The 21,608-nt window shown below is 66.5% G+C and carries 20 protein-coding genes; 9 read left to right on the plus strand and 11 right to left on the minus strand.

Annotated elements, in window-relative coordinates:
• Positions 1-83: 83 nt before the first annotated feature.
• Positions 84-953, minus strand: coding sequence for a metallophosphoesterase (locus ABZX86_RS15480; protein WP_355123942.1), 870 nt, complete (start codon positions 951-953; stop codon positions 84-86).
• Positions 954-1,037: 84 nt separating this feature from the next.
• Between ABZX86_RS15480 and ABZX86_RS15485 the strand changes: the two genes are divergently transcribed.
• A complete protein-coding gene (locus tag ABZX86_RS15485; protein WP_355123944.1) occupies positions 1,038-1,874 on the plus strand; it encodes an SDR family oxidoreductase in 837 nt (278 codons plus the stop codon).
• A 184-nt stretch (positions 1,875-2,058) separates the two neighbouring features.
• On the opposite strand, the gene ABZX86_RS15490 is transcribed toward ABZX86_RS15485, so the two are convergent.
• From ABZX86_RS15490 to ABZX86_RS15505, 4 genes are read right to left on the minus strand one after another with little or no spacing between them, the layout of a single operon-like run.
• Entirely contained in the window at positions 2,059-3,141 is a 1,083-nt protein-coding gene (locus ABZX86_RS15490) for a nitronate monooxygenase (protein WP_355123946.1), read from the minus strand.
• Positions 3,138-3,896, minus strand: a complete 759-nt coding sequence (locus ABZX86_RS15495; RefSeq protein ID WP_355123948.1) for a CoA-transferase — start codon at positions 3,894-3,896, stop codon at positions 3,138-3,140. Before ABZX86_RS15495 ends, ABZX86_RS15490 begins: the two co-directional genes overlap by 4 nt.
• Positions 3,896-4,774: a CoA-transferase gene (locus ABZX86_RS15500; protein WP_355123950.1), complete on the minus strand. Its 879-nt coding sequence runs from the start codon at positions 4,772-4,774 to the stop codon at positions 3,896-3,898. The genes ABZX86_RS15495 and ABZX86_RS15500 overlap by 1 nt, the downstream gene beginning before the upstream one ends.
• Positions 4,775-4,779: 5 nt before the next feature.
• Positions 4,780-5,559: an enoyl-CoA hydratase family protein gene (locus ABZX86_RS15505; RefSeq protein ID WP_355123952.1), complete on the minus strand. Its 780-nt coding sequence runs from the start codon at positions 5,557-5,559 to the stop codon at positions 4,780-4,782.
• Between the two features lie 73 nt (positions 5,560-5,632).
• Between ABZX86_RS15505 and ABZX86_RS15510 the strand changes: the two genes are divergently transcribed.
• The 5 genes from ABZX86_RS15510 to ABZX86_RS15530 all read left to right on the plus strand — a co-directional run bounded on the left by ABZX86_RS15510 (position 5,633) and on the right by ABZX86_RS15530 (position 10,810).
• Entirely contained in the window at positions 5,633-6,421 is a 789-nt protein-coding gene (locus tag ABZX86_RS15510; protein WP_355124835.1) for an SDR family oxidoreductase, read from the plus strand.
• Between the two features lie 46 nt (positions 6,422-6,467).
• On the plus strand, positions 6,468-7,379 hold the full coding sequence (locus ABZX86_RS15515) for an SDR family oxidoreductase (RefSeq protein ID WP_355123954.1): 912 nt from the start codon (positions 6,468-6,470) through the stop codon (positions 7,377-7,379).
• Positions 7,380-7,862: 483 nt separating this feature from the next.
• Positions 7,863-9,182 carry a hypothetical protein gene (locus tag ABZX86_RS15520; protein WP_355123956.1) on the plus strand — a complete coding sequence of 440 codons (1,320 nt, stop codon included), beginning with the start codon at positions 7,863-7,865 and terminating at the stop codon, positions 9,180-9,182.
• Positions 9,183-9,192: 10 nt separating this feature from the next.
• Positions 9,193-9,702: an ImmA/IrrE family metallo-endopeptidase gene (locus tag ABZX86_RS15525; RefSeq protein WP_297627290.1), complete on the plus strand. Its 510-nt coding sequence runs from the start codon at positions 9,193-9,195 to the stop codon at positions 9,700-9,702.
• A 73-nt stretch (positions 9,703-9,775) separates the two neighbouring features.
• The gene (locus ABZX86_RS15530) at positions 9,776-10,810 is read left to right on the plus strand and encodes a hypothetical protein (RefSeq protein ID WP_355123958.1); all 1,035 of its coding nucleotides are present in this window, start codon (positions 9,776-9,778) and stop codon (positions 10,808-10,810) included.
• A gap of 709 nt (positions 10,811-11,519) precedes the next feature.
• Here the strand turns inward: ABZX86_RS15530 and ABZX86_RS15535 are convergent.
• The gene (locus ABZX86_RS15535) at positions 11,520-11,936 is read right to left on the minus strand and encodes a helix-turn-helix domain-containing protein (RefSeq protein ID WP_011207048.1); all 417 of its coding nucleotides are present in this window, start codon (positions 11,934-11,936) and stop codon (positions 11,520-11,522) included.
• 361 nt (positions 11,937-12,297) lie between these two features.
• The gene (locus ABZX86_RS15540; protein ID WP_355123960.1) at positions 12,298-13,464 is read right to left on the minus strand and encodes a steroid 3-ketoacyl-CoA thiolase; all 1,167 of its coding nucleotides are present in this window, start codon (positions 13,462-13,464) and stop codon (positions 12,298-12,300) included.
• A gap of 197 nt (positions 13,465-13,661) precedes the next feature.
• Here ABZX86_RS15540 and ABZX86_RS15545 point away from each other — a divergent pair, with 197 nt between their 5' ends.
• A complete protein-coding gene (locus ABZX86_RS15545) occupies positions 13,662-14,870 on the plus strand; it encodes a cytochrome P450 (RefSeq protein ID WP_355124837.1) in 1,209 nt (402 codons plus the stop codon).
• Between the two features lie 119 nt (positions 14,871-14,989).
• Here ABZX86_RS15545 and ABZX86_RS15550 read toward each other — a convergent pair whose 3' ends face one another.
• Genes ABZX86_RS15550 through ABZX86_RS15565 form a run of 4 tightly spaced genes read right to left on the minus strand, consistent with a single transcriptional unit; the run spans position 14,990 to position 18,623 of the window.
• Positions 14,990-15,403: a nuclear transport factor 2 family protein gene (locus ABZX86_RS15550; RefSeq protein WP_327143437.1), complete on the minus strand. Its 414-nt coding sequence runs from the start codon at positions 15,401-15,403 to the stop codon at positions 14,990-14,992.
• Complete coding sequence (locus ABZX86_RS15555; RefSeq protein WP_355123963.1) at positions 15,400-16,566, minus strand: thiolase domain-containing protein; 1,167 nt, start codon at positions 16,564-16,566, stop codon at positions 15,400-15,402. The genes ABZX86_RS15550 and ABZX86_RS15555 overlap by 4 nt, the downstream gene beginning before the upstream one ends.
• Entirely contained in the window at positions 16,563-17,645 is a 1,083-nt protein-coding gene (locus ABZX86_RS15560; RefSeq protein WP_355123965.1) for a thiolase domain-containing protein, read from the minus strand. Before ABZX86_RS15560 ends, ABZX86_RS15555 begins: the two co-directional genes overlap by 4 nt.
• Before the next feature lie 12 nt (positions 17,646-17,657).
• Positions 17,658-18,623, minus strand: a complete 966-nt coding sequence (locus ABZX86_RS15565; RefSeq protein WP_355123967.1) for an OB-fold domain-containing protein — start codon at positions 18,621-18,623, stop codon at positions 17,658-17,660.
• A 62-nt stretch (positions 18,624-18,685) separates the two neighbouring features.
• Here ABZX86_RS15565 and ABZX86_RS15570 point away from each other — a divergent pair, with 62 nt between their 5' ends.
• Together ABZX86_RS15570 and ABZX86_RS15575 are read left to right on the plus strand one after the other, a co-directional pair.
• The gene (locus ABZX86_RS15570; RefSeq protein ID WP_355123969.1) at positions 18,686-19,723 is read left to right on the plus strand and encodes an LLM class F420-dependent oxidoreductase; all 1,038 of its coding nucleotides are present in this window, start codon (positions 18,686-18,688) and stop codon (positions 19,721-19,723) included.
• 173 nt (positions 19,724-19,896) lie between these two features.
• Positions 19,897-21,543 carry an acyl-CoA synthetase gene (locus ABZX86_RS15575; protein ID WP_355123971.1) on the plus strand — a complete coding sequence of 549 codons (1,647 nt, stop codon included), beginning with the start codon at positions 19,897-19,899 and terminating at the stop codon, positions 21,541-21,543.
• Positions 21,544-21,608 lie beyond the last annotated feature (65 nt).

Here is a 21,608-nt window from a genome sequence, read left to right on the forward strand (position 1 = left end):
CAGGTCCAACCGTGTGTCTCGCACCGCCTGTTCCCGCGACAAAGATGCACCGGCGGCGGCACTGCACGCGCTGCCACCGGAGTTCATTCGCCCAGTTCAGCCCGCTGCGGGTGCGGCGTACGCCGCCGGCGCGTGGGGAGTTGCAGAACCGTCCAGGATTGTTCGACGGCGTAGGCGGGGTGGTGTGAGGCGTCCGGATCGGCGGCCAGACCTTCGACGCGAGTCCAGTGGTCGGGGCCGGACGGGATGCTCTCGGTATAGCGGAAGTGCAGATGGCCGTGAAAGTGCAGGGCAGGCCGCAGCTGTTCGACAACCCGCTGGATGCGGTCCTGATTCGGGAAGCACTCCGCCTTGTTCTTGCGATTGAATTTCGGCGCGGAAGCGCGCGGTTTGTCGTGGGTGAGCAGAATGTCCACCGGTGAATCCTGTTCGGCGAGCAGGGTTTCCAACTCGTCATCGGTCATCTCCTCCTCCGGGAACCACAGCATTCCGGCCGTCTTCGGATGCCGCCCGGAGCCGTATCGCCGCCGCTGTGCGGCCTGCTCCTCCTTGCGCGCCTCACGCGCCAGCCGCCAGCCCTTATCCGTGGACCGGGCCCCGCCGAAGGCCGCGAAGGTGGTGTCCTCCCAGGTCCAGCGATGTCCGCGCGGCGCGAACCGCAGCTGCTTGCGGCAGATGAGGAACCCCTCCGCATCACGCTGCTCGTCGTAGAGCTCGTGCAGCAGCGAGGATTTGTCGTGATTGCCGTCGAGGAAGTACACCGTCACCCCGGCCCGCCGCGCCGCCTTGTTCACCACATCGAAGTACCGCCGCCCCGAATGCATGTGCTCCCACGCGCCGAAATCACCCACCGCGAACACCCGCGAGCACCCGTTGTCCACCGCGACCTGCACCAGCTTCAGCGCATGCGCCGTGTTCCCGTGCACATCACCCACGATCAAGACATTCCCCATCGGGACATGCTCGCAGCTGCGCGCCTGCCCGGCATCACCTATTTGCCCCGGCGCGTCCGGAACGCCCGACCTAGGCTGGCCGTCATGAACTCTGTGTTGGTAACCGGCGCGGCCCGGGGGATCGGCAAGGCCGTCAGCGTGCGCCTGGCGCAGCAGGGCTGGCAGGTCTACGCCGGTGTCCGCAAACTGTCCGACGGCGACGCGCTGGTCGAACTGGACTCCCGCATCACCCCGGTGCTGCTGGACGTCACGAACAGCGAGCACATCGCCACCCTCGACGCCGTCCTCCCCGCCGACCTGACCGCCGTGGTCAACAATGCCGGCGTGGTCGCCGACGGCCCGGTCGAACTCCTCGAACTCGATGCCCTGCGCAATGAATTCGAGATCAACGTCTTCGGCACCCTCGCGGTCACCCAGGCCGTCCTCCCGCGCCTGCGCACCACTCGCGGCCGCATAGTCTTCATCTCCTCCCTCAGCGGCCGCATCTCCACCCCCGGCACCGGCGCCTACAACTCCTCCAAATTCGCCCTCGAGGGCCTGGTCGACGCCCTCCGAATCGAATTGCGCCCCTGGCGAATCCACACCTCCCTCATCGAACCCGGCCCCATCGCCACCGACATGTGGGCAGACGCCGTCACCATGGTCGACAGCACCACCGCCAAACTCACCCCCGCCCAACTCGACCTCTACGGCCCCCACATGTCCGGTATGCGCAAAATGGCCCAGCAGGTCCAGCGCATAGCCGCCCCCACCGCCACCGTCGTAGCCGAAGTAGAAAAAGCCCTCACCGCCCGAAACCCCAAGTCCCGCTATGTCGTAGGCCTAGCCGGCAAAGCCCAGCTCCTCGCCACCCAACTAACCCCCACCCCCATCCTCGACACCGTCCTGGCCCTCGCCGCAGGCATCAAAGGCAAGCGCTAGGCAGGTCGGAAAACACGAAGACCGCCCCCGGGCGAGAGGTTCCGGGGACGGTCCTGTGCGCAGGCGGTACGGGTACCGGCCCACGACGGATCCGAGGTCGTTCGGATCCGCTGGTGCGCGGCCGATCGTGTCGGGCCGCGCAGCTGGGGGCGCTGCGGGAGTTGGCCGCAGCGCTGGAGTGGGGTCAGGCGGTGGCGGGGTCGGTTACGCGGTACGCGGCCAGGGCGTCGATGCGGGCGATCGCGTCGGTGATGATGCGGTCGATGAGGGCTTCGACGGTGGGGAGGTCGTCGATGATGCCTGCCACCTGGCCGGAGGCGAGGACACCCGCGTGGGTATTGCCTTCCACCAGACCGGCTTTCAGCAGCATGGGGGTGTTGGCGGCCATGATCACCTGGGACCAGGCGAGGTCCTTGTGCTTGCGCATGGCGATGCCGTCCTTGACGATGGTCGACCACTTCATGCCGGTCATGCCCTTGAACTTGAGGGCATTCGAGGCGGCGGCGGCGAATCCGCGGTAGCGGCCGGAGTTCTCCAGCTTCTGCACCAGTTCGGTATTGAGCACCCGGTGCGGCATGCCGTCGACCTTGGTGGAGACGATGGTGTCCTGCAGACCGCGCTGCAGGTACTCCTGCTTGACCGCCTCCGGCACGCTGCTCTCCTGCGTGAGCAGGAAGCGGGTGCCCATGGCGACACCGGCCGCACCGTAGGACAGCGCGGCGGCGAGACCACGGCCGTCGAAGAATCCACCGCCGGCGATGACCGGAATATCCACCGCGTCCAGCACGGACGGCAGCAGCAGCGTGGTGGCGACGGAACCGGTGTGGCCACCGCCCTCACCGCCCTGCACGATCACCGCGTCGGCGCCCCAGGAGGCGACCTTCACCGCATGCTTGGCCGCGCCGATGGACGGAACCACCACCACGCCATTGTCTTTCAGGCGCGCGATGAGTTCCTTCTTGGGCGCGAGCGCGAAGGACGCGACCTTCACCTGCTCGCGGATCAGCAGTTCGATGCGCTCGGGAGCGTCGAAACCGTCGGCCCGGATATTCACGCCGAACGGCTTGTCGGTCTGCGATTTGGTCTTGGCGATGGCCACTTCGAGTTCTTCGAAGGTCATGGTCGCCGAGGCCAGAATGCCGAGGCCGCCCGCATTGGCGGTGGCCGAGACCAGGCTAGGTCCGGCGACCCAGCCCATACCGGTCTGCACGATCGGATGCTCGATGCCGACCAGTTCGGTCAGCGGAGTCTTCAGCCGAGCGGTCATGCCTGTACTTCCTTTTCGCGGAAGCCCTTGGGGTCGAGCACGGTTCGGATGATCCGCAGCTCTTCCTCGGTGGGCAGACGGGTTTCGCCGGCGTCGGCGAGGTCCGCGACCTCGAAGGTGGTGTTCTCGGCGACCTCGTCGGCACTCACGCCCGGGTGCAGCGACAGCGCGCGCAGGGTGTGGTCCGGGCCGTTGAAGTCGAACACGCCCAGATTCGACACCACCCGGTGCAGGTGGTGGAACCGGTAGGCCGGGTTCTCGGGATCGATCTTGTCGTAACCGATTCCGGAGACGATATCGACGGTTTCGACGAACACCCGCTTATTGTGCTTGGGCACGAAGTAGCTGGTGGCGTGGTTGATGGTATTGCCCGGGGCGCCGCGCACGCCGAACATCTGCCGCGACGGCTGCTGCAGCGGCCCGAAGGCGGACAGGTTCTGATTGCCGAACTTGTCGATCTGGTTGGCGCCCATGACGACATGGCGACGCCCGGAGGCGACCACGTCGAACACCCTGGAGAACGGAATCCAGCCTTCGACCGGAGCCTTGCCGCCGATGGGCGGGACCTCCGCGAACAGCAGCGCCTCACCGTCGGACAGCAGCAGATCCGGCTCGAAGGTGAGCCGCGCCAGCCGGGCGCCGATGGTGGTGACGGTGGACATCGGGCTGGCCATGATCTCGCCCGCGCCGCGGAAGATCTCCGCCGCCGCGACAACGCAGATCTCAGCCCGGGTGATGGTGGTGGTCTCGGTCATTACTTCTGCTCCTCGGCGAAAGCGCGGACGGCAGCCTGGTATTCGTCCTCGGAGACGTCCAGGAAGCGGGCCTTGAACTCGGCCCAGGACTCGGGGGTCTTGGCGGCCTCGACATAGTGGCGCTGGAACTTCTCGTCGCGGCCGTAGCTGCCGGAGAAGGTGAAGTGCGCGCCGCCGGGGGCCTCGACCACACCGTCGACCATCATGCGATTGAGGATGATCGCCTGCTGCGGAACGGCTTTCACCAGTTCATCGGTATCGACCAGACGATCCACCGACAGGTAGCGCCGCTCGGCGGCCAGGCTGTAGAGGTCGTCGAAGTACGGATCGACGCCGGTGTAGGCGGCATTGCCGTGCTTATCGCCCAGATCCAGGTGCACAAACGAGGCATCCAGGTTCAAAGCGGGCATGGCGATGAGGGTTTCGGTGCGGCCGTCGGCATCGGCGTAAGGGGACTGAACAGTCTTCAGCTCGCCCTCCCAGAAGTTGACGACATCCGAACCGAGCCCGGCGCGGATCGGCAGGAACGGCAGTCGCGCGGCAGCGGCCTGCAGACCGCACTTGACCATGCCCTCGTCCATTTCACGCACGGTGATCTCACCGCTGGTGCGCGCCTTGGAGAACCACGGATCGTAGAACGGCGCGGAGTCCAGGGACACGAAGCCGTAGTACGCCTTCTTGACCTTGCCCGCCGAGTACAGCAGACCCAGATCCGGCCCGCCGTAGGTGACAACGGTCAAATCCTTGATGTCCGACCGCAGAATCGCGCGGACGAAGGCCAGCGGCTTGCGGCGCGAACCCCAGCCGCCGATGCCGATGGTCATGCCGCTGCGCAGCTCGCCCACGACCTCGTCGAGGCCCATCCTCTTGTCACGCATAGTTCTTACGCCCCCTTCTGCTGTGCTGATCTTTTCTGGGCAGCGAGATCATCATCGAACCGCGCGCGAATCTCATCGGCCACCCCGGCGAGGTTGAGCTCCATGGTGAAGCCCTGCTCGAACCGGTAGGACTTGTGCACGTCCTGCACGTCGATGCCGTTCAGCGCCTTCTTGGCGGCGCGAATGACGCGGCCGTCCTTGTTGGCGATGTTCTTGGCGACTTCCATTGCGGCAGCGTCGAGTTCGGCCCGGGGCACGACCTTGAACACCGAACCGTAGTGGTGCAGCTGCTGCGCGGTGAGCGTGCCCGCGGTGTAGAACATGGTCCGCATCAGGTGCTGGGGGACCAGGCGGGACAGATGGGTGGCCGCACCGAGCGCGCCGCGGTCGACCTCGGGGAGGCCGAAGGTCGCGTCGTCGGAGGCGATGATGACATCGGAGTTGCCGACCAGGCCGATGCCGCCGCCGAGGCAGAAGCCGTTCACGGCGGTGACGACCGGTACTTCACAGTCGTAGACGGCGGCGAAGGCGGCGAAGCAGCCGTGGTTCGCGCGAATGAGGGCGGTATGCCCGGTATCCGCGTTCATCTCCTTGATATCCACACCGGCGTTGAAGCCCCGGCCCTCGGCGCGCAGCACGACGACCTTGGTCTCCGGGTTGCGGCCGGCGGCGGTCACGGCCTCGGCGAGCGCGAACCATCCGTCGGAGGGCAGAGCGTTGACCGGCGGGTAGTCGACAGTGACGACTTCCACGCCTTCGGTTTCGGTGTGACGGATGATTCCCATCGCGCCTCCTTTGAGTTGGAGCTGCCCATCGTTGGCAAAACAAGCAAGTGCTTGGTAGGTTAGCACGGTGGCAATCGAAGTGAACCTCTCCGGCTCGGTCGTCCTGGTCACCGGCGGCGTCCGCGGAGTCGGGGCCGGTATCAGCCGGGTATTCCTGGACGCCGGCGCGACCGTGGTGGCCTGTGCCCGGCGGCCCGCCGACATCCCCGTCGAGAGCAATGGGCGGGGCATCGACTTCCTGCCCTGCGATGTGCGCGACCCGGATTCGGTGCGCGAACTCGTGGACGCGATCGTGGCGAAATACGGGCGGCTCGACACCGTGGTCAACAATGCGGGCGGTGCACCGTTCGCCTTGGCAGCCGATGCCAGCCCGAACTTCCACTCCAAGATCATTCAGTTGAATCTGCTCGCTCCGCTGCTGGTTTCACAGGTCGCCAATGACGTCATGCAAAAGCAGGACGACGGCGGCTCGATCGTGATGATTTCCAGCGTCTCGGGCCACCGCGCCTCGCCCGGCACCGCCGCCTATGGTGCCGCGAAAGCCGGTGTGGACAGCCTGGTTTCCTCGCTTTCGGTGGAGTGGGCGCCGAAGGTCCGGCTCAACTCGGTCATCGTCGGCCTGGTCAATACCGAGTCCTCGCACCTGCACTACGGCGACGACGACGGCATCGCCGCGGTGAGCAGCACGGTTCCCATGCAGCGCATGGCCGCCCCCGAGGACATCGGCCGTACCGCGGTCTTCCTCGCTTCGCCGCTGGCCTCCTACATCACCGGTGGTTCGCTGCTGGTGCACGGCGGCGGCGAGAAGCCGGCCTTCCTGCAGGCCTCCACCGCCGCCGTCCCCGCCGTCTCCGGCCACTAGCCGGATCCCTTCCCCTCTTTCTCACTCACCCAGCGAGGTAATCGATATGACCGACAACAAGATCTGCGACGGCCGCGTCGTCATCGTGACCGGCGCGGGCCAGGGCATCGGCCGCGCGCACGCGCTGGCGTTCGCCGCCGCCGGAGCCAAGGTCGTGGTGAACGATCTGGGCGCCGAGCTCAACGGTGCACCGAGTGCCGACTCCGGCGCCGCCCGCGTCGTCGAGGAGATCCGTGCCGCCGGCGGCGAAGCCGTGGTGAACGGTGACGACGTCTCCGACTGGGAGGGCGCGCGCCGTCTTGTCGCCACCGCGATCGAGACCTTCGGCCGACTGGATGTGCTGGTCAACAATGCCGGTATCGTCCGCGACCGGATGCTGGTCAACCTCGCCGAGGACGAGTGGGACGCCGTGATCAAGGTGCATCTGAAGGGCCACTTCGCCCCGATGCGCCATGCCGCCGACTACTGGCGCAACGAGTCCAAGGCCGGCCGTCAGCCCGAGGCCCGCATCATCAACACCAGCTCCGGCGCCGGCCTGCTCGGCTCGGTCGGCCAGGGCAATTACTCCGCCGCAAAATCCGGCATTGCGGGCCTGACCCTCACCGCCTCGGCCGAATTCGCGCGCTACGGCATCACCGTGAACGCCATCGCCCCGGCCGCCCGCACCCGCATGACCGAAACGGTCTTCGCCGATATGATGACCGCCCCCGAGGACGGCTTCGACGCCATGGCCCCGGAAAACGTCTCGCCCCTGGTGGTCTGGCTGGGCAGCGCCGATTCCGCCGGTGTCACCGGCCGCATGTTCGAGGTTGAGGGCGGCAAGGTGACGGTCGCCGACGGCTGGCGGCACGGCGTCTCCACCGACCGCGGCGCCCGCTGGGAGCCGGCCGAGCTGGGCCCGGTGGTCCGCGACCTGCTCTCGAAGGCCACCACCCCGGAGCCGGTCTACGGCGCGTAGGAACTAACAAGATCAAATACTCAGCAACACCCACATCGCCGGCGCTCCCACGGGAGCGCCGGCGATGTTTGTTTGCTCAGTTGTCTGCTACGACTGCGCGTTCATCGCTGCGGTGCCGGTGGGAGACGGTGGCGAAGAGTGCCGGACAAATAGCTGTCTGATTGGTCTGAAATGTCGCTGTTGGGTGGCAGGGGGATGGCTCACCTTGGCCTTGTTCCGGGGGTGAGGCGGGGATTGCAGGTTGGCAGAGTCTGCCAAAAGTGCTGTCCCACTTGCTGGTATTCGGTACAGGGGCTATACGGCAGGCGTACGGTTTGTTGAATCCCCTAATGGCATACGGAGTTGTGCGGGGTGAGGTGGTGGCCGGTACGATGACCGCGTTCCGCAAAGGTCCGGCAATCGGGGCAGTCGGGACCGATGTGAATTGCTCCACACGGTTGGGGCACGCAGACTGCGCAGTATCGATGAGGGGATGGCTGTCGCATGATCATTGGTCGTGCATTGCGCTTGGCGGCGGTTGTCGGCGCCGTCACCGGTTCCGCGCTGCTCGGGCCGATCCCCGCCCAGGCGCAGACGGGCATCGATCTCGACCCCGCGCCGGGCACGGGCGCACAGCCCACCGTCGGAGCTCCCGCACCTCTCGCCGTGACCGCACCGGCGAATCCCGTTGCCGGGCCGCCTGATCTGCTGGCCGCGATCCTCGGTCTCGGCACCGGTTCGGCCGCGGTCGGTTCGGCAGGCGCCGGATCCGCCGCGGTCGGCTCGGCCGGAGCGGGCGCGACCGGCCTCGGCATTCTGCTCGGCGGCACCGGATCGGCCGCACTGGGCACCGGTTCGGCCGCGGTCGGCTCCGCGGGCGCGGGCACCGGTTCCGCGGTGCTCGGCACCGGTTCCGCCGGACTGGCGACCGGTTCCGCGGCACTCGGAACAGGTTCCGCGGCAGTCGGATCCGCAGGCGCCGGGACCGGCTCCGCACTCGGCCTCGGTTCCGCGGCGGTAGGTTCCGCCGGTATCGGCACCGGCGCGACGCTGCTCGCCACCCTCCTCGGAACAGGCTCCGCCGCAGTCGGTTCGGCGGCCGTTGGCTCCGCCGCCGTCGGCTCCGCCGGTCTGGGCGCGCTCTGCACCGGTTCCGCCGCCGTCGGCTCCGCCGGAATCGGTTCGGCCGCACTGGGCTCCGCGGTCGGTGGCAGTTCCGGAGCCGGTTCCGCCGGTGTCGGTTCGGCCGCTGCCGGTTCGGCGGGCGCCGGTTCTGCCGGAATCGGTTCGGCCGGTGCGGGTTCCGCCGGAGCCGGTTCGGCAGGCGGTGGTTCGGCGGCCTCGGGTTCCGCCGCCGCCGGTTCTGCCGCAGCGGGTTCCGCGGCGGTCGGTTCGGCCGCGGTCGGTTCCGCCGGAGTCTGTGCCTCACCGCTGCTGCTCCTGCTGATTCCGCCGCCGAGCCCGGCCGCCCCCGCGGTGCCGCCGGTGCCGCTGCAGATCCCGTCGGTGCCGGATGTGCCACTGCCCGCCATCGCGCCGGTGGTCGCGCCCGCGCCGCCGGCCCCCGCTCCCGAGGCCCCGCCGGCGCCGGCGCCGCCGCCTGCACCGGCTCCGGCACCCGTTCTGGCACAACCGAATCCGGAGGTGCGGCCGACGTCGGCCAATACCCCGCTGCCGCCGGTGAAAATGCTGTCGGTGATCGGCGGATTGATCGCACTCACCCTGGCGGGCGCGGGCTCCGGCGCGGTGAGCTTCCAGGGCGCTTCGGCGGCACAGGCGCGGGTCGACGCCGCGCGCGCCCTGTTCTTCGGACCGAGGGTATGAGGGGACCGAGATGACGGAGAGCCGGGCACATAGCATCGGGTCCTACCGGCGGGTGGCTGCGGCGGTGGACGCGGTGTGCGCGGTGGCCGCGGATTTCGACGCCACCAGCCTCGACGAGGTGGTACTCGCGATTTCCGCGGAGCGCCGCCGGATGATCGAGATCGCCAGCGCCCAATTGGGTCCCGGCGTCTGCGGTCAGCGCCGTTCCTATCCGGACAAGGATGTGATCGTGCTGGCCTCGGCGCTGCCGAGCCGCGATCACACGCTCGCACACGAGTTGGGGCATATCGTTTTCGACCATCCGGGTGAGGCGGCGACCGAGGTGGTGCTGGAGGCCAGCGACGATCTCATCGCCTACATGCTCAGTCAGCGTGCGCACCAGGCCGTTGATCTCGGCGAGGACGAGCAGTGCGAGTGGGAGGCGGAGACCTTCGCCAGCATGCTCATGACCCGCCTGCGCGTATTCAACAGCCGGGGCGCAGGCGTCTCGGTACTTCGATTCGATGAGGCGCTCGGATGACCGAGTCAGGGCCCGGAGGAGGCAGCTTGCGTAACCACGTAGGGCCCCTCGGGCATTCGAGAAAGGGCACCGCATGACTTTCTGGCTGACTGCGCTGTTGATTTGGATGGCCGCCGGGGCCCGGGTCGGCCGGGTGCTGGTGAAGCCCGCCACCACTTCTCGCGTCGCGATCGTCATCGCCGTCGCGTCGGTGGCGCTCGCCGCCACCGTCTGCATTCCGGAAGTCGCTGTGGCAGTGGATCATCTGCTGCCGAACGGCGTGCACGGCGACTGGTTCTCCGATCGCCTGACCACCGCCTCGTGGATTCTGTTCGGCAATTCCACCTCGGTGGTCGCGGCCGCCGCCTGGCCGGTGGTGTCGCGCCGGAATCTGCGCCATGTCGCATGGGCGATCTATGCGGTGGGCGCGGTCGCCATGGCGCTCACCCTGCTGTGGTCGATCACCTTCGGCTGGATCGCGGTGGCACTGGAATGCCTGTTCATCGTGATCACCGGTGTGCGGAACCTGGATTGGACCGCACTCGGCCGCGGTATCGCGCTCTACACCGCGGGCACCCTGGTGGTCGGCGTGCTCGCAGTACTGTCGGCATTTCGCGGTTTCCGGCACGAAGCGATGGCGAAGCCGGATGCGGGGGACTGGTTCTGGCCGGTCTGGCAGCTCGCGAGCTTGCTCGTGGCCGTCGGCGCGGTCTGGATCGTGATCGAGCTGTGGGCGCGAGCCCGGCTGCTGCTCAAGCAGATTCGTACTTTGCATCGTGTCCTGATCGCCCGTTTTCCCGAGGTGGTCTCGAAGGATCAGAGCGGAACCGCCACGCAGCTCAAAGCTTCCGATCAGGTCGCCCAGATCATGGATGCCATGTATCTGCAGTCCGGCGGCGGGATGGAACTGCCCGGCGCCGGAACTCCGCCGGATGCGGTGGCCGAACGCGCGGTCAAGGTGGCCGAGTGGGCCCGAAATCCCTTCGGCGACGTACTGATCGACGGCCGCTGGATCGCACCGCCGCCGGGAGTCGGTCCGCGGGGCTGGGTCCAGGCCATCGCCCGCGCCTTCGATGCCGGCGCCGCGAATACCGCAGCGCCCGTGGGCCGCAGCGCCGCACAGCGCTAGCCGGGCTGGATGCTCCACTAGTCGAAGTTCACACTGTCCGGGCTGGAAGTTCACCCGGTGCTGGCCAGGAGTACCGCAGAGCGTCGGCCGGAGTACACACGGCGCGCTAATCGGAGTTACCCGCATTGTGATCGGACCCATGCGATCGCCGGGCCTATGGCTTAGTTGAGCCAATGTCTTATTTGTGTCTACAGAAAGACTTACTTGGGTTGCGCTTTACTTTGGCATGCCTTAGTTGGACGCATTGCCATGACGGTCGGCACAATGCCGCGACCGATTTGCGCACTTCCTGTGCACTCGACACAACTGACTTTGTGCGCGCGACCATATTTATTGTGCACACAGCACAATAGGGCACTTGTCGCAGATGGTGCATTGAGGGCGAAACGCTCACATCACACAAAACGACATACTGCACATAACGGGGCGATCAAGGTCCGGGTTGAACCGGGTCGAGTAACGCCAGGTTTGTGCATAATGCACCAGCGCAGGGGTCTGCGCCACATGGCCTCAGCATGCTGAGACCGGTGCAACACTCTTCATCCGAGCCGCATGGCTCAGCGGTGAGTGGCGCTGCCCTGCAAGCAGCGCCGTTCACCACACCGGGGCCAGGCACCTGCAGTACCTGGTCGGGCAGGGATCAGTCCTGAGACGAACCAGCACGATGCGACCTCCGAGTCGGCCGCACCGTGATGCCTCGAATCAGGACCTATTCCGTGCCGTCAGGAGGAATTTCGGGCAGCCCTTCGCTGGCCCGCAACTTCTCCGCCATGGAGGTGAGGAGGTTCTGAGATTCCTCGGAGAGATCGAACGCCCTACTCGACAGACGACGGAGTCCATAGCCCTGCAGCTGGGACAACAGCTCGAGATCATGGTCGATCTTGGCTGCGTAGATGTCGTTGAAGAAGTAGTCCGGTTTGACCTTGAAGAACTTTGCCAGCGCAGCCACCGTCTCATCTGAGGGGTTCGTGCGCTGTCCCGACCGCAACTGCGAGAGATACGGTTTCGAGATCGGATGGCCGGAGGCCGTCAATGCGGCCGCCACCTCTGCGTTGGTGTGCGGCTTTCGCCCCGGGGGATGCACGGTTTCGAACAGCTTGTTCAGCCGCGCCGCGAAATCAGCCATTGTGAGCCGCCCAATTCCCTTCGCTGTACTAACAGTCGTTATCTCGGATACGTATCATTGATATTAGCGGCTCAGTAACTGAAAACCTACGCCTGATCCGCGATTTCCTTGAAGCTTCTAGGCGGTGATCCGGTGAACCGGCCGTGGCTTGGGTGTTTGCGGGCCAGCGCCACCGTTCTTGCGGAGGGCTTAAGAGTCCCGGTTCTGGCCCGTCGCGAAGGTCTTCCCCGACGGGCCGTCGGTAACCCTAAGATAGCTGACGTCTCATCTTCTTGTCTGTAGCGGAGTTTGTGTGGCGTACGCCACGTTTCACGACAAGTGGGATGAACGTTCAACCTAGGCCGAAAATGATTGAAGTGACCTAGATCCGCTCGATGATGGTGCCCGTCGCGAGCGCGCCGCCGCAGCACATGAGGATCATGGCGGTCTGCTTGCCGGACCTTTCGAGCTCGTGCAAAGCCGTTGTGATGAGCCGGGTTCCGGTGCTGCCCACCGGATGTCCGATGGCGATCGCGCCGCCGTTGACGTTCACGCGATCCAGATCGGGCTTGTGCACCGACGCCCACGACAGCACCACGGACGCGAAAGCTTCATTGATCTCGAACAAGTCGATATCGCCGATGCTCATACCGCTGCGCTCCAGCAGTCGCTGGCAGGCCTGCACGGGACCGTCCAGGTGGAATTCGGGCTCGCCGCCGACCAGGCACTGCGCCACGATGCGGGCGCGCGGACGCAAACCCTCACGCAGCGCGGCATTTTCGTCCATGAGCAGCACGGCCGAGGCGCCGTCGGAAATCTGCGAGGAGGTGCCGGCGGTGTGAATTCCGCCCTCCAGCACCGGCTTCAGCTTCAGCAGGCCCTCGCGGGTGGTCGCGCGCAGACCCTGATCGCGGCTGATGTCCGCGACCTCGCCGGTGAGATTGCCTTCCTTGTCGACCTGCGGGGCGCCCTTGATGGTCAGCACCTCGCGGTCGAACCGGCCCTGCTCCCACGCCTGCGCGGCCAGCCGCTGCGAGCGCTCGCCCCACTCGTCGACGTCGTCGCGAGTAATGCCGCGCCGCTTGGCAATTCGCTCGGCCGCCTCGAACTGATTGGGCATATCGATATCCCACGACGCCGGACGACGCGGCCCGGCGTGCGTTCCGACGTTGGCGCCCAACGGAACATGGCTCATGGACTCCAGGCCGCAGGCCAGTCCGGCCTCGATGGCGCCGGTGGAAATGAGGCCGGCGACCAGACCTGCGGCCTGCTGCGCCGAACCGCACTGATTGTCGATCGTGACCGCACCGGTCTGCCACGGCAGTCCGGCGTGCAGCCACGCGGTGCGGGTGACGTTGTTGGACTGCTCGCCGACCTGCATCACGCAGCCGCCGATGACCTGTTCGACCAGAGCCGGATCCAGCGGGGTCCGCGCGAGCAGTCCCTTCTGTGCTTCGCCCAAGAGCTCCGCGGCGTGCAGTCCGGCCAGCCAGCCGTTGCGCTTGCCGATGGGTGTACGTGCGGCCTCGACGATGACGGGGGTACCCACGATGTCATTCCTTCCGGATCAGAACTGGAACAAGTTCTCTACAGGTAATGTAAGACAATTTTGGTTCCTTCCCTAGTCTTACCGCCTGTGCTTGAATATCGGTAGAACGTGTTTCAGTTAGTCAAAGGAGACAGCTGGTGGTTGACACCCAAGCCCGGCCGAACGTGCCGCACGGTTTCGACGTCACGGACCCGGAAATGTGGCAGAAGGGAGTGCCCGACGCGGAACTCGCCGAACTGCGCGCCGCCGCGCCCATCTGGTGGAATGCCAAGTCCCCCGAAACGGGCGGCTTCCAGGACGACGGCTTCTGGGTGATCAACAAGCATGCCGACGTCAAGACCATCTCGCGCCGCGACGACGTGTTCTCGGTCTGGGAGAACACCGCCATCCCGCGGTTCAACGATGACATCACCCGCGAGCAGATCGAACTGCAGCGGTTCGTGATGCTGAACAAGGACGCCCCCGAGCACACCAAGCTGCGCAAGGTCATCGCCAAGGGTTTCACCCCGCGCGTGATCAACGGCCTGCGCGCCGAACTGACCGCCAGGGCCGAAGCCATCGTCAAGGCGGCCGTGGCCACCGGATCCGGTGATTTCGTCGAGCAGGTGGCCGCCGAGCTGCCGCTGCAGGCGATCGCGGAACTGATCGGTGTGCCGCAGGAAGACCGCATGAAGCTCTTCAAGTGGTCGAACGAGATGACCAGCTACGACGATCCGGACAGTGACGCCGACCCGGTGGTCGCCTCCACCGAGATCCTCGGCTACGCGTACCAGATGGCCGAGGCCCGCCGTGCCTGCCCGGCCGACGATATCGTGACCGAGCTGATCAATGCCGACGTCGACGGCGAATCGCTGCTGCCCGAGGAGTTCGGGTTCTTCGTCATGGTGCTGGCCGTCGCCGGCAACGAGACCACCCGTAATGCCACCACGCACGGCATGGTCGCGTTCCTGGAAAACCCAGACCAGTGGGAGCTTTTCAAGGCGCAGCGGCCGAAGACCATGGCGGACGAGGTCATTCGCTGGGCGACCCCGGTCAGCAGCTTCCAGCGCACCGCGCTGGCGGATGTCGAGGTCGGCGGTGTGCTGATCAAGAAGGGCCAGCGGGTCGTGATGTCGTACCGGTCCGCCAATTTCGACGAGGAGGTGTTCGAGGATCCGCACACCTTCAATATCCTGCGCGATCCGAATCCGCACCTGTCCTTCGGCGGCACCGGCGCGCACTACTGCATCGGCGCGAACCTGGCGCGGCTCGAGGTCGAGATCATCTTCAATGCGATCGCCGACTACATGCCCGACATCACCCGCCTCGGTGACCCGCAGCGGCTGCGCTCCGGTTGGCTGAACGGCGTCAAGTCGTTCCAGGTCGACTACGGCACGAAGGGCGGCGGCTGCCCCGTGCAGCACTGACCTGGTTGGAAAGTTCTGCCCCGCTGCGACTCTCACAATGCGGGGCAGGAAAAGAGGAGCGGGAGACTGGAATCCAGTCTCCCGCTCCTCTTTCGTCCGGCCCGGTATGTCGTCCGTGGCTACGCGGGTTTCATTGTCCCCATGGCACGTTCGACTTCCCAGAAGGCGCGCAGAGCGAGAATCTTGCCGCTCTCGTCGACCCGGTAGGTGAAAACGCCCTCGGCATCGATGATCTGGCCACCCATGGTGGTGCGGATGCGGCCCGGATAGACCACCTCACTGCCACAGGCGAACGAGTCGTCGAAGAGGAATTCGATGGAGTCGGTCTGCGCGATCGCCTTGTCCCAGAACGCCGCAATGGCTTCCGCGCCACGGTGACCCTTGCCTTCGGGATCGAAGAACGACGGCCCGACGGGATCCTCGACAATGCCGTCGGCGGCGAACAGCGCCACCCACGCGTCCTTGTCCTTGGCGCGCACCGCGGCCTGCGAGGCGCGCCCGGCTACCCGTGCCGGATGCTGTTCGTCACTCACGGCTGCTCACTCCCGACCACCCACATCGAGAAGTACTGCGAGCCACCGCCGTACGCATGGCCGAAGGCCTTGCGCGCGTTCTCCACCTGGTAGTCGCCGGCCCGGCCCATGACCTGCTTGGCGGCCTCGGCGAAGCGGATCATGCCCGAGGCGCCGATCGGATTGGAGGACAGCACGCCACCGGACGGATTGACGGGAAGCTTTCCGCCGATGGCGGTTTCGCCCGCATCGGTGAGCTTCCAGCCCTCGCCCTCCGGCATGAAGCCGAGGTTCTCCAGCCACATGGGCTCGAACCACGAGAAGGGGACGTAGATTTCGGCCGCGTCGATCTCTTCCAGCGGATTGGTGATCCCGGCCTGCTTCCACAGTGCGGCGGCGGCCGCCTGTCCGGCCTTCGGGTTCACCTGATCGCGCCCGGCGTAGGCGAGCGGTTCGGTGCGCATGGCGGTGCCGTGGATCCAGGCCACCTTCTTGCCGGTGGCCTCCACGGCCTTGGCCGCGGCTTCGTCACCGATCACGATGGCGCAGGCGCCGTCCGAGGACGGGCAGGTCTCGTCGAAACGAATGGGGTCCCACAGCATTTGGGACGCCATCACCGATTCCATGGTGATATCGGCCTGCTTGAGATGCGCGTACGGATTGCGCGCGCCATTGCGGCGATCCTTCACCGCGACCATGGCCCCGATGTGCAGGGGCGCGTTGGCGCGGCGGATGTAGGCGCGCACGTGCGGGGCGAAGTAGCCGCCCGCGCCCGCGCCGACCGGCATGGTGAAGGGCACCGGATTCGACAGCGCCCACATGGCGTTCGACTCCGACTGCTTCTCCCAGGAGATGGCGAGCACCTTGCCGTGCACACCGGCCTGCACATGGCTTGCGGCGACAACGGCGGTGGAGCCGCCGACCGAACCGGCCGTATGCACGCGCAGCAGCGGTTTTCCGGTGGCGCCCAGCGCATCCGCGAGGAACAGCTCGGGCATCATGGAGCCCTCGAAGAAGTCCGGCGCCTTGCCGATCACCACGGCGTCGATATCGGCCATGGTCAGACCGGAGTCGATGAGCGCGCGGTCGATGGCCTCGCGGCACATCCCCGCCATCGACACATCGGACCGTTTGGTCACGTGATGAGTCTGACCGGTGCCGAGTACGGCGGCAGGGTTAGTCATGAGCGTGCCTCCAGGGTGGCGACCAGGTTCTGCTGCAGCGCGGGGCCGCTACTGGCATGTGCCAGTGCACGATTCGCGGTGCCGTTGATGATTTCGGTGGCGGCGAAGCCGATGCGCTCCAGTCCGGCCGCGAACATGGGATTGCCGGACAGCGGGCCGCCCGACGAGTTGATCCGGGTGGAACCGCTCAGGCCCAGCGCCTGCGCGAGGATGAGCTCCTCGTGGCTGAACTGCGCATGCAGTTCGGCCAGATCGAAATCGCCTGTGTTGCTGCCGATCGCGGCCTTGGCGGCGCGCTCGGCGGACTGCGAGACGGTGAGATCGCGCGCACCCAGGATCGGGGTGTCGATGTAGTGCGCGATGCCGGTGAGCCAGGCCGGGCGCTCACACAGTTCGCGCGCCCGGTCGCCGACGGCCAGCACGATCGCGGCCGCGCCATCGGTGATGGGAGCGATGTCATGGGAGCGGAACGGATCGGCCACATACTCTGCGGCCAGCAGCTTTTCGATATCCGACTCGGTGCGCGCGGTGGCGCTGCCGCCACGGGCGGCGGCATTGGCGGCGCTGCGCGCGGCGACCTCGGCCATATCCCGCTCGGTCCAGCGACCGGCGTCCAGACCGGCACGCGCCTGCAGTCCCGCCATGGACACCGCATCCGGTCCCAGCGGCGCGACCAGGTACGGATCGGTCTGCAGGGTCAGCACCTGGCGCAGCACACCGGCCGACGCCTTGCCGAAGCCGTAGACCAGCGCGGTCTCGGCCTGCCCGGAGCGCAGCTTGACCCACGCCTCGTACAGCGCCCAGGCCGCGTCCATCTCCACATGCGATTCGTTGATCGGCGGCACCGCGCCGATGGCGTCGATGGCCGAGATGAACGAGAAGGCGCGCCCGGCAAGGTAATCGGAGGAGCCCGAGCACCAGAAGTCGATATCGGTCTGCTTGATGCCGAGCTTGTCATACAGCTCGTGGAAGCACGGTGCGAGCATCTCGACACCGTTGGTGGTGCCGAAGGTCTCCGGCACGTGCGGCGCGTGGGCGAAACCCACCACCGCGATATCAGTTGCGTTGTTGTCGCTCAACGTTGTCAGCCTTTACAGGTGGTGCGAGAAGGACTCGTACGTGGCGTCCGGCTCGCCGGTGGGCTCGAAGTGGTCGATATTGGCCAGGCCCAGACCCCACTCCTCACGCGGCTTCCAGACGGCCTTGACCTTCATGCCCATGCGCACCTCGCTGGCATCCACGCCGAGCACCAGGTGCAGGAACGGGATATCGGTGCCGTCCAGCAGCACGTACGCGGCGACGTACGGGGGCTTGAGGCGCTGGCCCAGGAACGGCACGTTCACGATGCAGAAGGTGGTGACGATGCCGGTATCGGCGACCTCGACATAGTCCTCGGTCGGCGAACCGTCCCGCGGATCGGCGCCACGCGGCGGGAAGTACACCTTCCCATCGGATTCCGCGCGCGCACCGAGCAGTTTGCCCTCCAGGATCGCCTTCAGGAATTGGGTCTCCTGCGGTGAGGCGGTGTGCTTGAAGGACAGATCGACGGGCGTCACGATCCCGGTCACCGGTGCGTCCGAATCATTGGATTCGGCAGGCGCATCGGATGTTTCGCCCGGTTCGAAGCAGGCGATGTCATGGATGTCGCCGGTGCGCTCGGCGGCCCAGCGGACGCGCACCCGCAGGCCGGTGGAGATATCGGCCGGCGAGGCCACATCCACGGCGTGCAGGATCGCGGTGTCCGCGCCGTCGAGCTTGATGAGCGCGTAGGCGAACGGGCGGTCGAAGGGCTGCCCGGGCAGCGGTTCGGCCACCCAGCTCCACGACTGCACGGTGCCCACATCGGCCACGTCGACGAATTCGGTCAGCGGTTCCGCGGTGATCGGATCGAATTCCGCGGGCGGCACGATCACGCGCCCATCGGAACCACGCACTCCGACGACCCGCCCGGAACGCAGCCCGGTGAGGAAGCGTCCGATGGTCGGTCCGGTGGAGCGGGTGTAATCGAACTTCATCCGCAGCGGTGCGGCGAGTACTTCGGTGTTCCCCAGAGTCACGAGATCGAGTAGAACAGGTTCTAAAGAAGGGTGCAAGAGCCCACTTGGGAAGGGAACCGAACATGCGCTTTGGGTTGCAACTCGGATACTGGGGCGCGCAGCCGCCCACGAACACCGCAGAGTTGGTTGCCGCCGCCGAAGAGGCCGGATTCGACGCGGTGTTCACCGCCGAATCCTGGGGTTCGGATGCCTACACACCGCTGGCCTGGCTGGGGTCGAGCACCAGCCGGGTCCGGCTGGGCACCTCCGTGGTGCAGATGTCCGCACGCACGCCGACCGCCACCGCCATGGCGGCGCTGACCCTGGATCACCTCAGCGGCGGGCGGCACATTCTGGGCCTCGGCGTCTCCGGGCCGCAGGTGGTGGAGGGGTGGTACGGGCAGTCGTTTGCCAAGCCATTGCAGCGCACCCGCGAATACGTATCGGTGATCCGGCAGGTGCTGGCTCGCGAAGGCAAGGTCCAGAACGACGGACCGCACTTCCCGCTGCCCTTCAACGGTCCGACCGCCACGGGATTCGGCAAGCCGCTCAAGTCGATCACCCACCCGCTGCGGTCCGATCTGCCGATCTGGCTGGGTGCGGAGGGTCCGAAGAATGTGGCGCTGACCGCGGAGATCGCCGACGGCTGGCTGGCCATCTACTACACCCCGCGACTCGCGGATATGTACAACCAGTGGCTCGACGAGGGCTTCGCGCGGGCCGGTGCCCGGCGTTCGCGGGCGGACTTCGAAATCGCCGCGACCGCGCAGGTGATCTTGACCGACGATACGAAGGCGGAACTCGATCGGCTGCGGCCCTTCATGGCCCTCTACATCGGCGGTATGGGCGCGGAGGACATGAATTTCCATGCCGAGGTGTACCGCCGGATGGGCTACGGCGAGCAGGTCGACGAGATCACCCGGCTGTTCCGGACCGGCCGCAAGGACGAGGCCGCCGCCGCGGTGCCCGACGAGCTGATCCTGGACACCACGATCATCGGCGACGAGGCGCATGTGCGCGAGCAGCTGGCGGTGTGGGAGAAGGCCGGCGTGACCATGCTGCTGGTCGGCGTGCGGGATGTGCGGCAGTTCGAGCGGCTGAAGCCGCTCATTCAGTCGTAGAACCTGTTTCAGAATTGGGCCCGCTCGGCACCGCCGGGCGGGTTCGTTCCGCTCTTGCTCCGCAGGCATTCGGGGCATTTCGGGCGTATGGTGTGGCGGGGGCCACACCGCATTGTCCGGTGAGCGGGAACTCGCACCTTGCGATAAGCGAGAACACGTTCTATTTTCGACCTGTGAGCTACAACATAGCGGACCTTGTCGAGCACGCCATCGATCTGATGCCGGAGCGCGTAGCTCTGGTGGACGACACCCGTTCCTTCACGTACGCGGAGTTCGAGAAGCGGACCAACCAGTTGGCGCATTACCTGCAGGAACAGGGCGTGCAGCCCGGTGACAAGGTAGGCATCTACGCGCGCAACACCATCGAGGCCGTCGAGGCCATGGTCGCGATCTTCAAGATCCGCGCGGTGGTGATCAACGTGAACTACCGGTACGTCGAGAACGAGTTGCAGTACATCTTCGAGAACTCGGACCTGGTCGCCATCATTGCCGAGCGCCGCTACAGCGAGCGCATCGCCAATGTGCTGCCCAAGGTGCCGACCATCAAGACCGTGCTGACGGTCGAGGACGGCACCGATCTGCCGACGCCTCCCGGCGCTGTCGAGTACGAGGCCGCCCTCGCGGCCAGCTCGGATGTGCGCGACTTCGAAGAGCGTTCCGCCGACGACATCTTCATGCTCTACACCGGCGGCACCACCGGCCTGCCCAAGGGCGTCATGTGGCGGCACGAGGACTGGTGGCGCGTGCTGGGCGGCGGCATCAACTTCGTCACCGGCGTCCGCATCGAGGACGAATGGCAGCAGGCCAAGGTCGGCGCCGGCAACGGCCAGCTGGTGCGCTACCCGATCCCGCCGCTGATCCACGGCGGCTCGCAGACCGCGGTGTTCCACAGCCTCTTCGACGGCGGCAAGGCCATCATGCTGCCCGAGTTCAGCGGGCACGGCGTCTGGCAGGCCATCGACAAGCACAACGTCAACCTGATCTTCATCACCGGTGACGCCATGGCGCGGCCGATGCTGGACGCGCTCAAGACCGGCAATCCGGAAACCGGTGAGCCGTACAAGCATGCGCAGCTGTGGGCCATGGCCTCCAGCGCCGCGCTGTTCTCGCCCACGCTCAAGGACGAGTTCATCGAGCTGCTGACCACCACCATGATCACCGACTCCATCGGCTCCTCGGAGACCGGTTTCGGCGGTCTGTCCATCGCCTCCAAGGGCGCCACCCACACCGGCGGCCCGCGCGTGAAGATCGACGCCTCCACCAAGGTGATCGACGACGAGGGCAATGAGATCGAGGCCGGCTCCGGCAAGACCGGCCTGATCGCCCGCACCGGCCACATCCCGCTCGGCTACTACAACGACCCGGTCAAGACCGCGGCGACGTTCAAGGAGTTCAACGGGATTCGCTACTCCATCCCGGGCGACTTCGCCCGCGTGGAGGAGGACGGCAGCGTCACCATGCTCGGCCGCGGCAGCGTCAGCATCAACTCCGGCGGCGAGAAGATCTACCCCGAAGAGGTCGAGGGCGCGCTCAAGGCGCATCCGCAGATCTTCGACGCGCTCGTGGTCGGCGTGCCGGACGAGCGCTGGGGACAGCGTGTGGTCGCGGTGGTGCAGTGCCGCAGCGAGAACCGCCCGACCCTGGATGAGCTGCGCCCCACCCTGGTTCAGGAGATCTCCTCCTACAAGATGCCGCGCAGCATCTGGTACGTGGACGAGATCAAGCGCTCGCCCGCGGGCAAGCCCGACTACAAGTGGGCGCAGGCACAGACCGAGGCCCGCGAGGCCGACGACCACGCACACGCCCCAACCACCAAGTAGGGCCTGAATACCCCTGAGGTTCCTGTGCCCGCCTGCGGTTTCGGGCGGGCACGGACCGAGGGGGA

The sequence above is a fragment of the Nocardia sp. NPDC006630 genome, from assembly GCF_040611495.1.
GTDB lineage: Bacteria > Actinomycetota > Actinomycetes > Mycobacteriales > Mycobacteriaceae > Nocardia.

Excerpts from the sequence above, each read along its gene's own strand:
- ABZX86_RS15480 (WP_355123942.1), bottom strand. The coding sequence starts at position 953 with ATGGGGAATGTCTTGATCGTGGGTGATGTGCACGGGAACACGGCGCAT.
- ABZX86_RS15485 (WP_355123944.1), top strand. The coding sequence starts at position 1,038 with ATGAACTCTGTGTTGGTAACCGGCGCGGCCCGGGGGATCGGCAAGGCC.
- ABZX86_RS15490 (WP_355123946.1), bottom strand. The coding sequence starts at position 3,141 with ATGACCGCTCGGCTGAAGACTCCGCTGACCGAACTGGTCGGCATCGAG.
- ABZX86_RS15495 (WP_355123948.1), bottom strand. The coding sequence starts at position 3,896 with ATGACCGAGACCACCACCATCACCCGGGCTGAGATCTGCGTTGTCGCG.
- ABZX86_RS15500 (WP_355123950.1), bottom strand. The coding sequence starts at position 4,774 with ATGCGTGACAAGAGGATGGGCCTCGACGAGGTCGTGGGCGAGCTGCGC.
- ABZX86_RS15505 (WP_355123952.1), bottom strand. The coding sequence starts at position 5,559 with ATGGGAATCATCCGTCACACCGAAACCGAAGGCGTGGAAGTCGTCACT.
- ABZX86_RS15515 (WP_355123954.1), top strand. The coding sequence starts at position 6,468 with ATGACCGACAACAAGATCTGCGACGGCCGCGTCGTCATCGTGACCGGC.
- ABZX86_RS15520 (WP_355123956.1), top strand. The coding sequence starts at position 7,863 with ATGATCATTGGTCGTGCATTGCGCTTGGCGGCGGTTGTCGGCGCCGTC.
- ABZX86_RS15525 (WP_297627290.1), top strand. The coding sequence starts at position 9,193 with ATGACGGAGAGCCGGGCACATAGCATCGGGTCCTACCGGCGGGTGGCT.
- ABZX86_RS15530 (WP_355123958.1), top strand. The coding sequence starts at position 9,776 with ATGACTTTCTGGCTGACTGCGCTGTTGATTTGGATGGCCGCCGGGGCC.
- ABZX86_RS15535 (WP_011207048.1), bottom strand. The coding sequence starts at position 11,936 with ATGGCTGATTTCGCGGCGCGGCTGAACAAGCTGTTCGAAACCGTGCAT.
- ABZX86_RS15545 (WP_355124837.1), top strand. The coding sequence starts at position 13,662 with ATGTGGCAGAAGGGAGTGCCCGACGCGGAACTCGCCGAACTGCGCGCC.
- ABZX86_RS15555 (WP_355123963.1), bottom strand. The coding sequence starts at position 16,566 with ATGACTAACCCTGCCGCCGTACTCGGCACCGGTCAGACTCATCACGTG.
- ABZX86_RS15570 (WP_355123969.1), top strand. The coding sequence starts at position 18,686 with ATGCGCTTTGGGTTGCAACTCGGATACTGGGGCGCGCAGCCGCCCACG.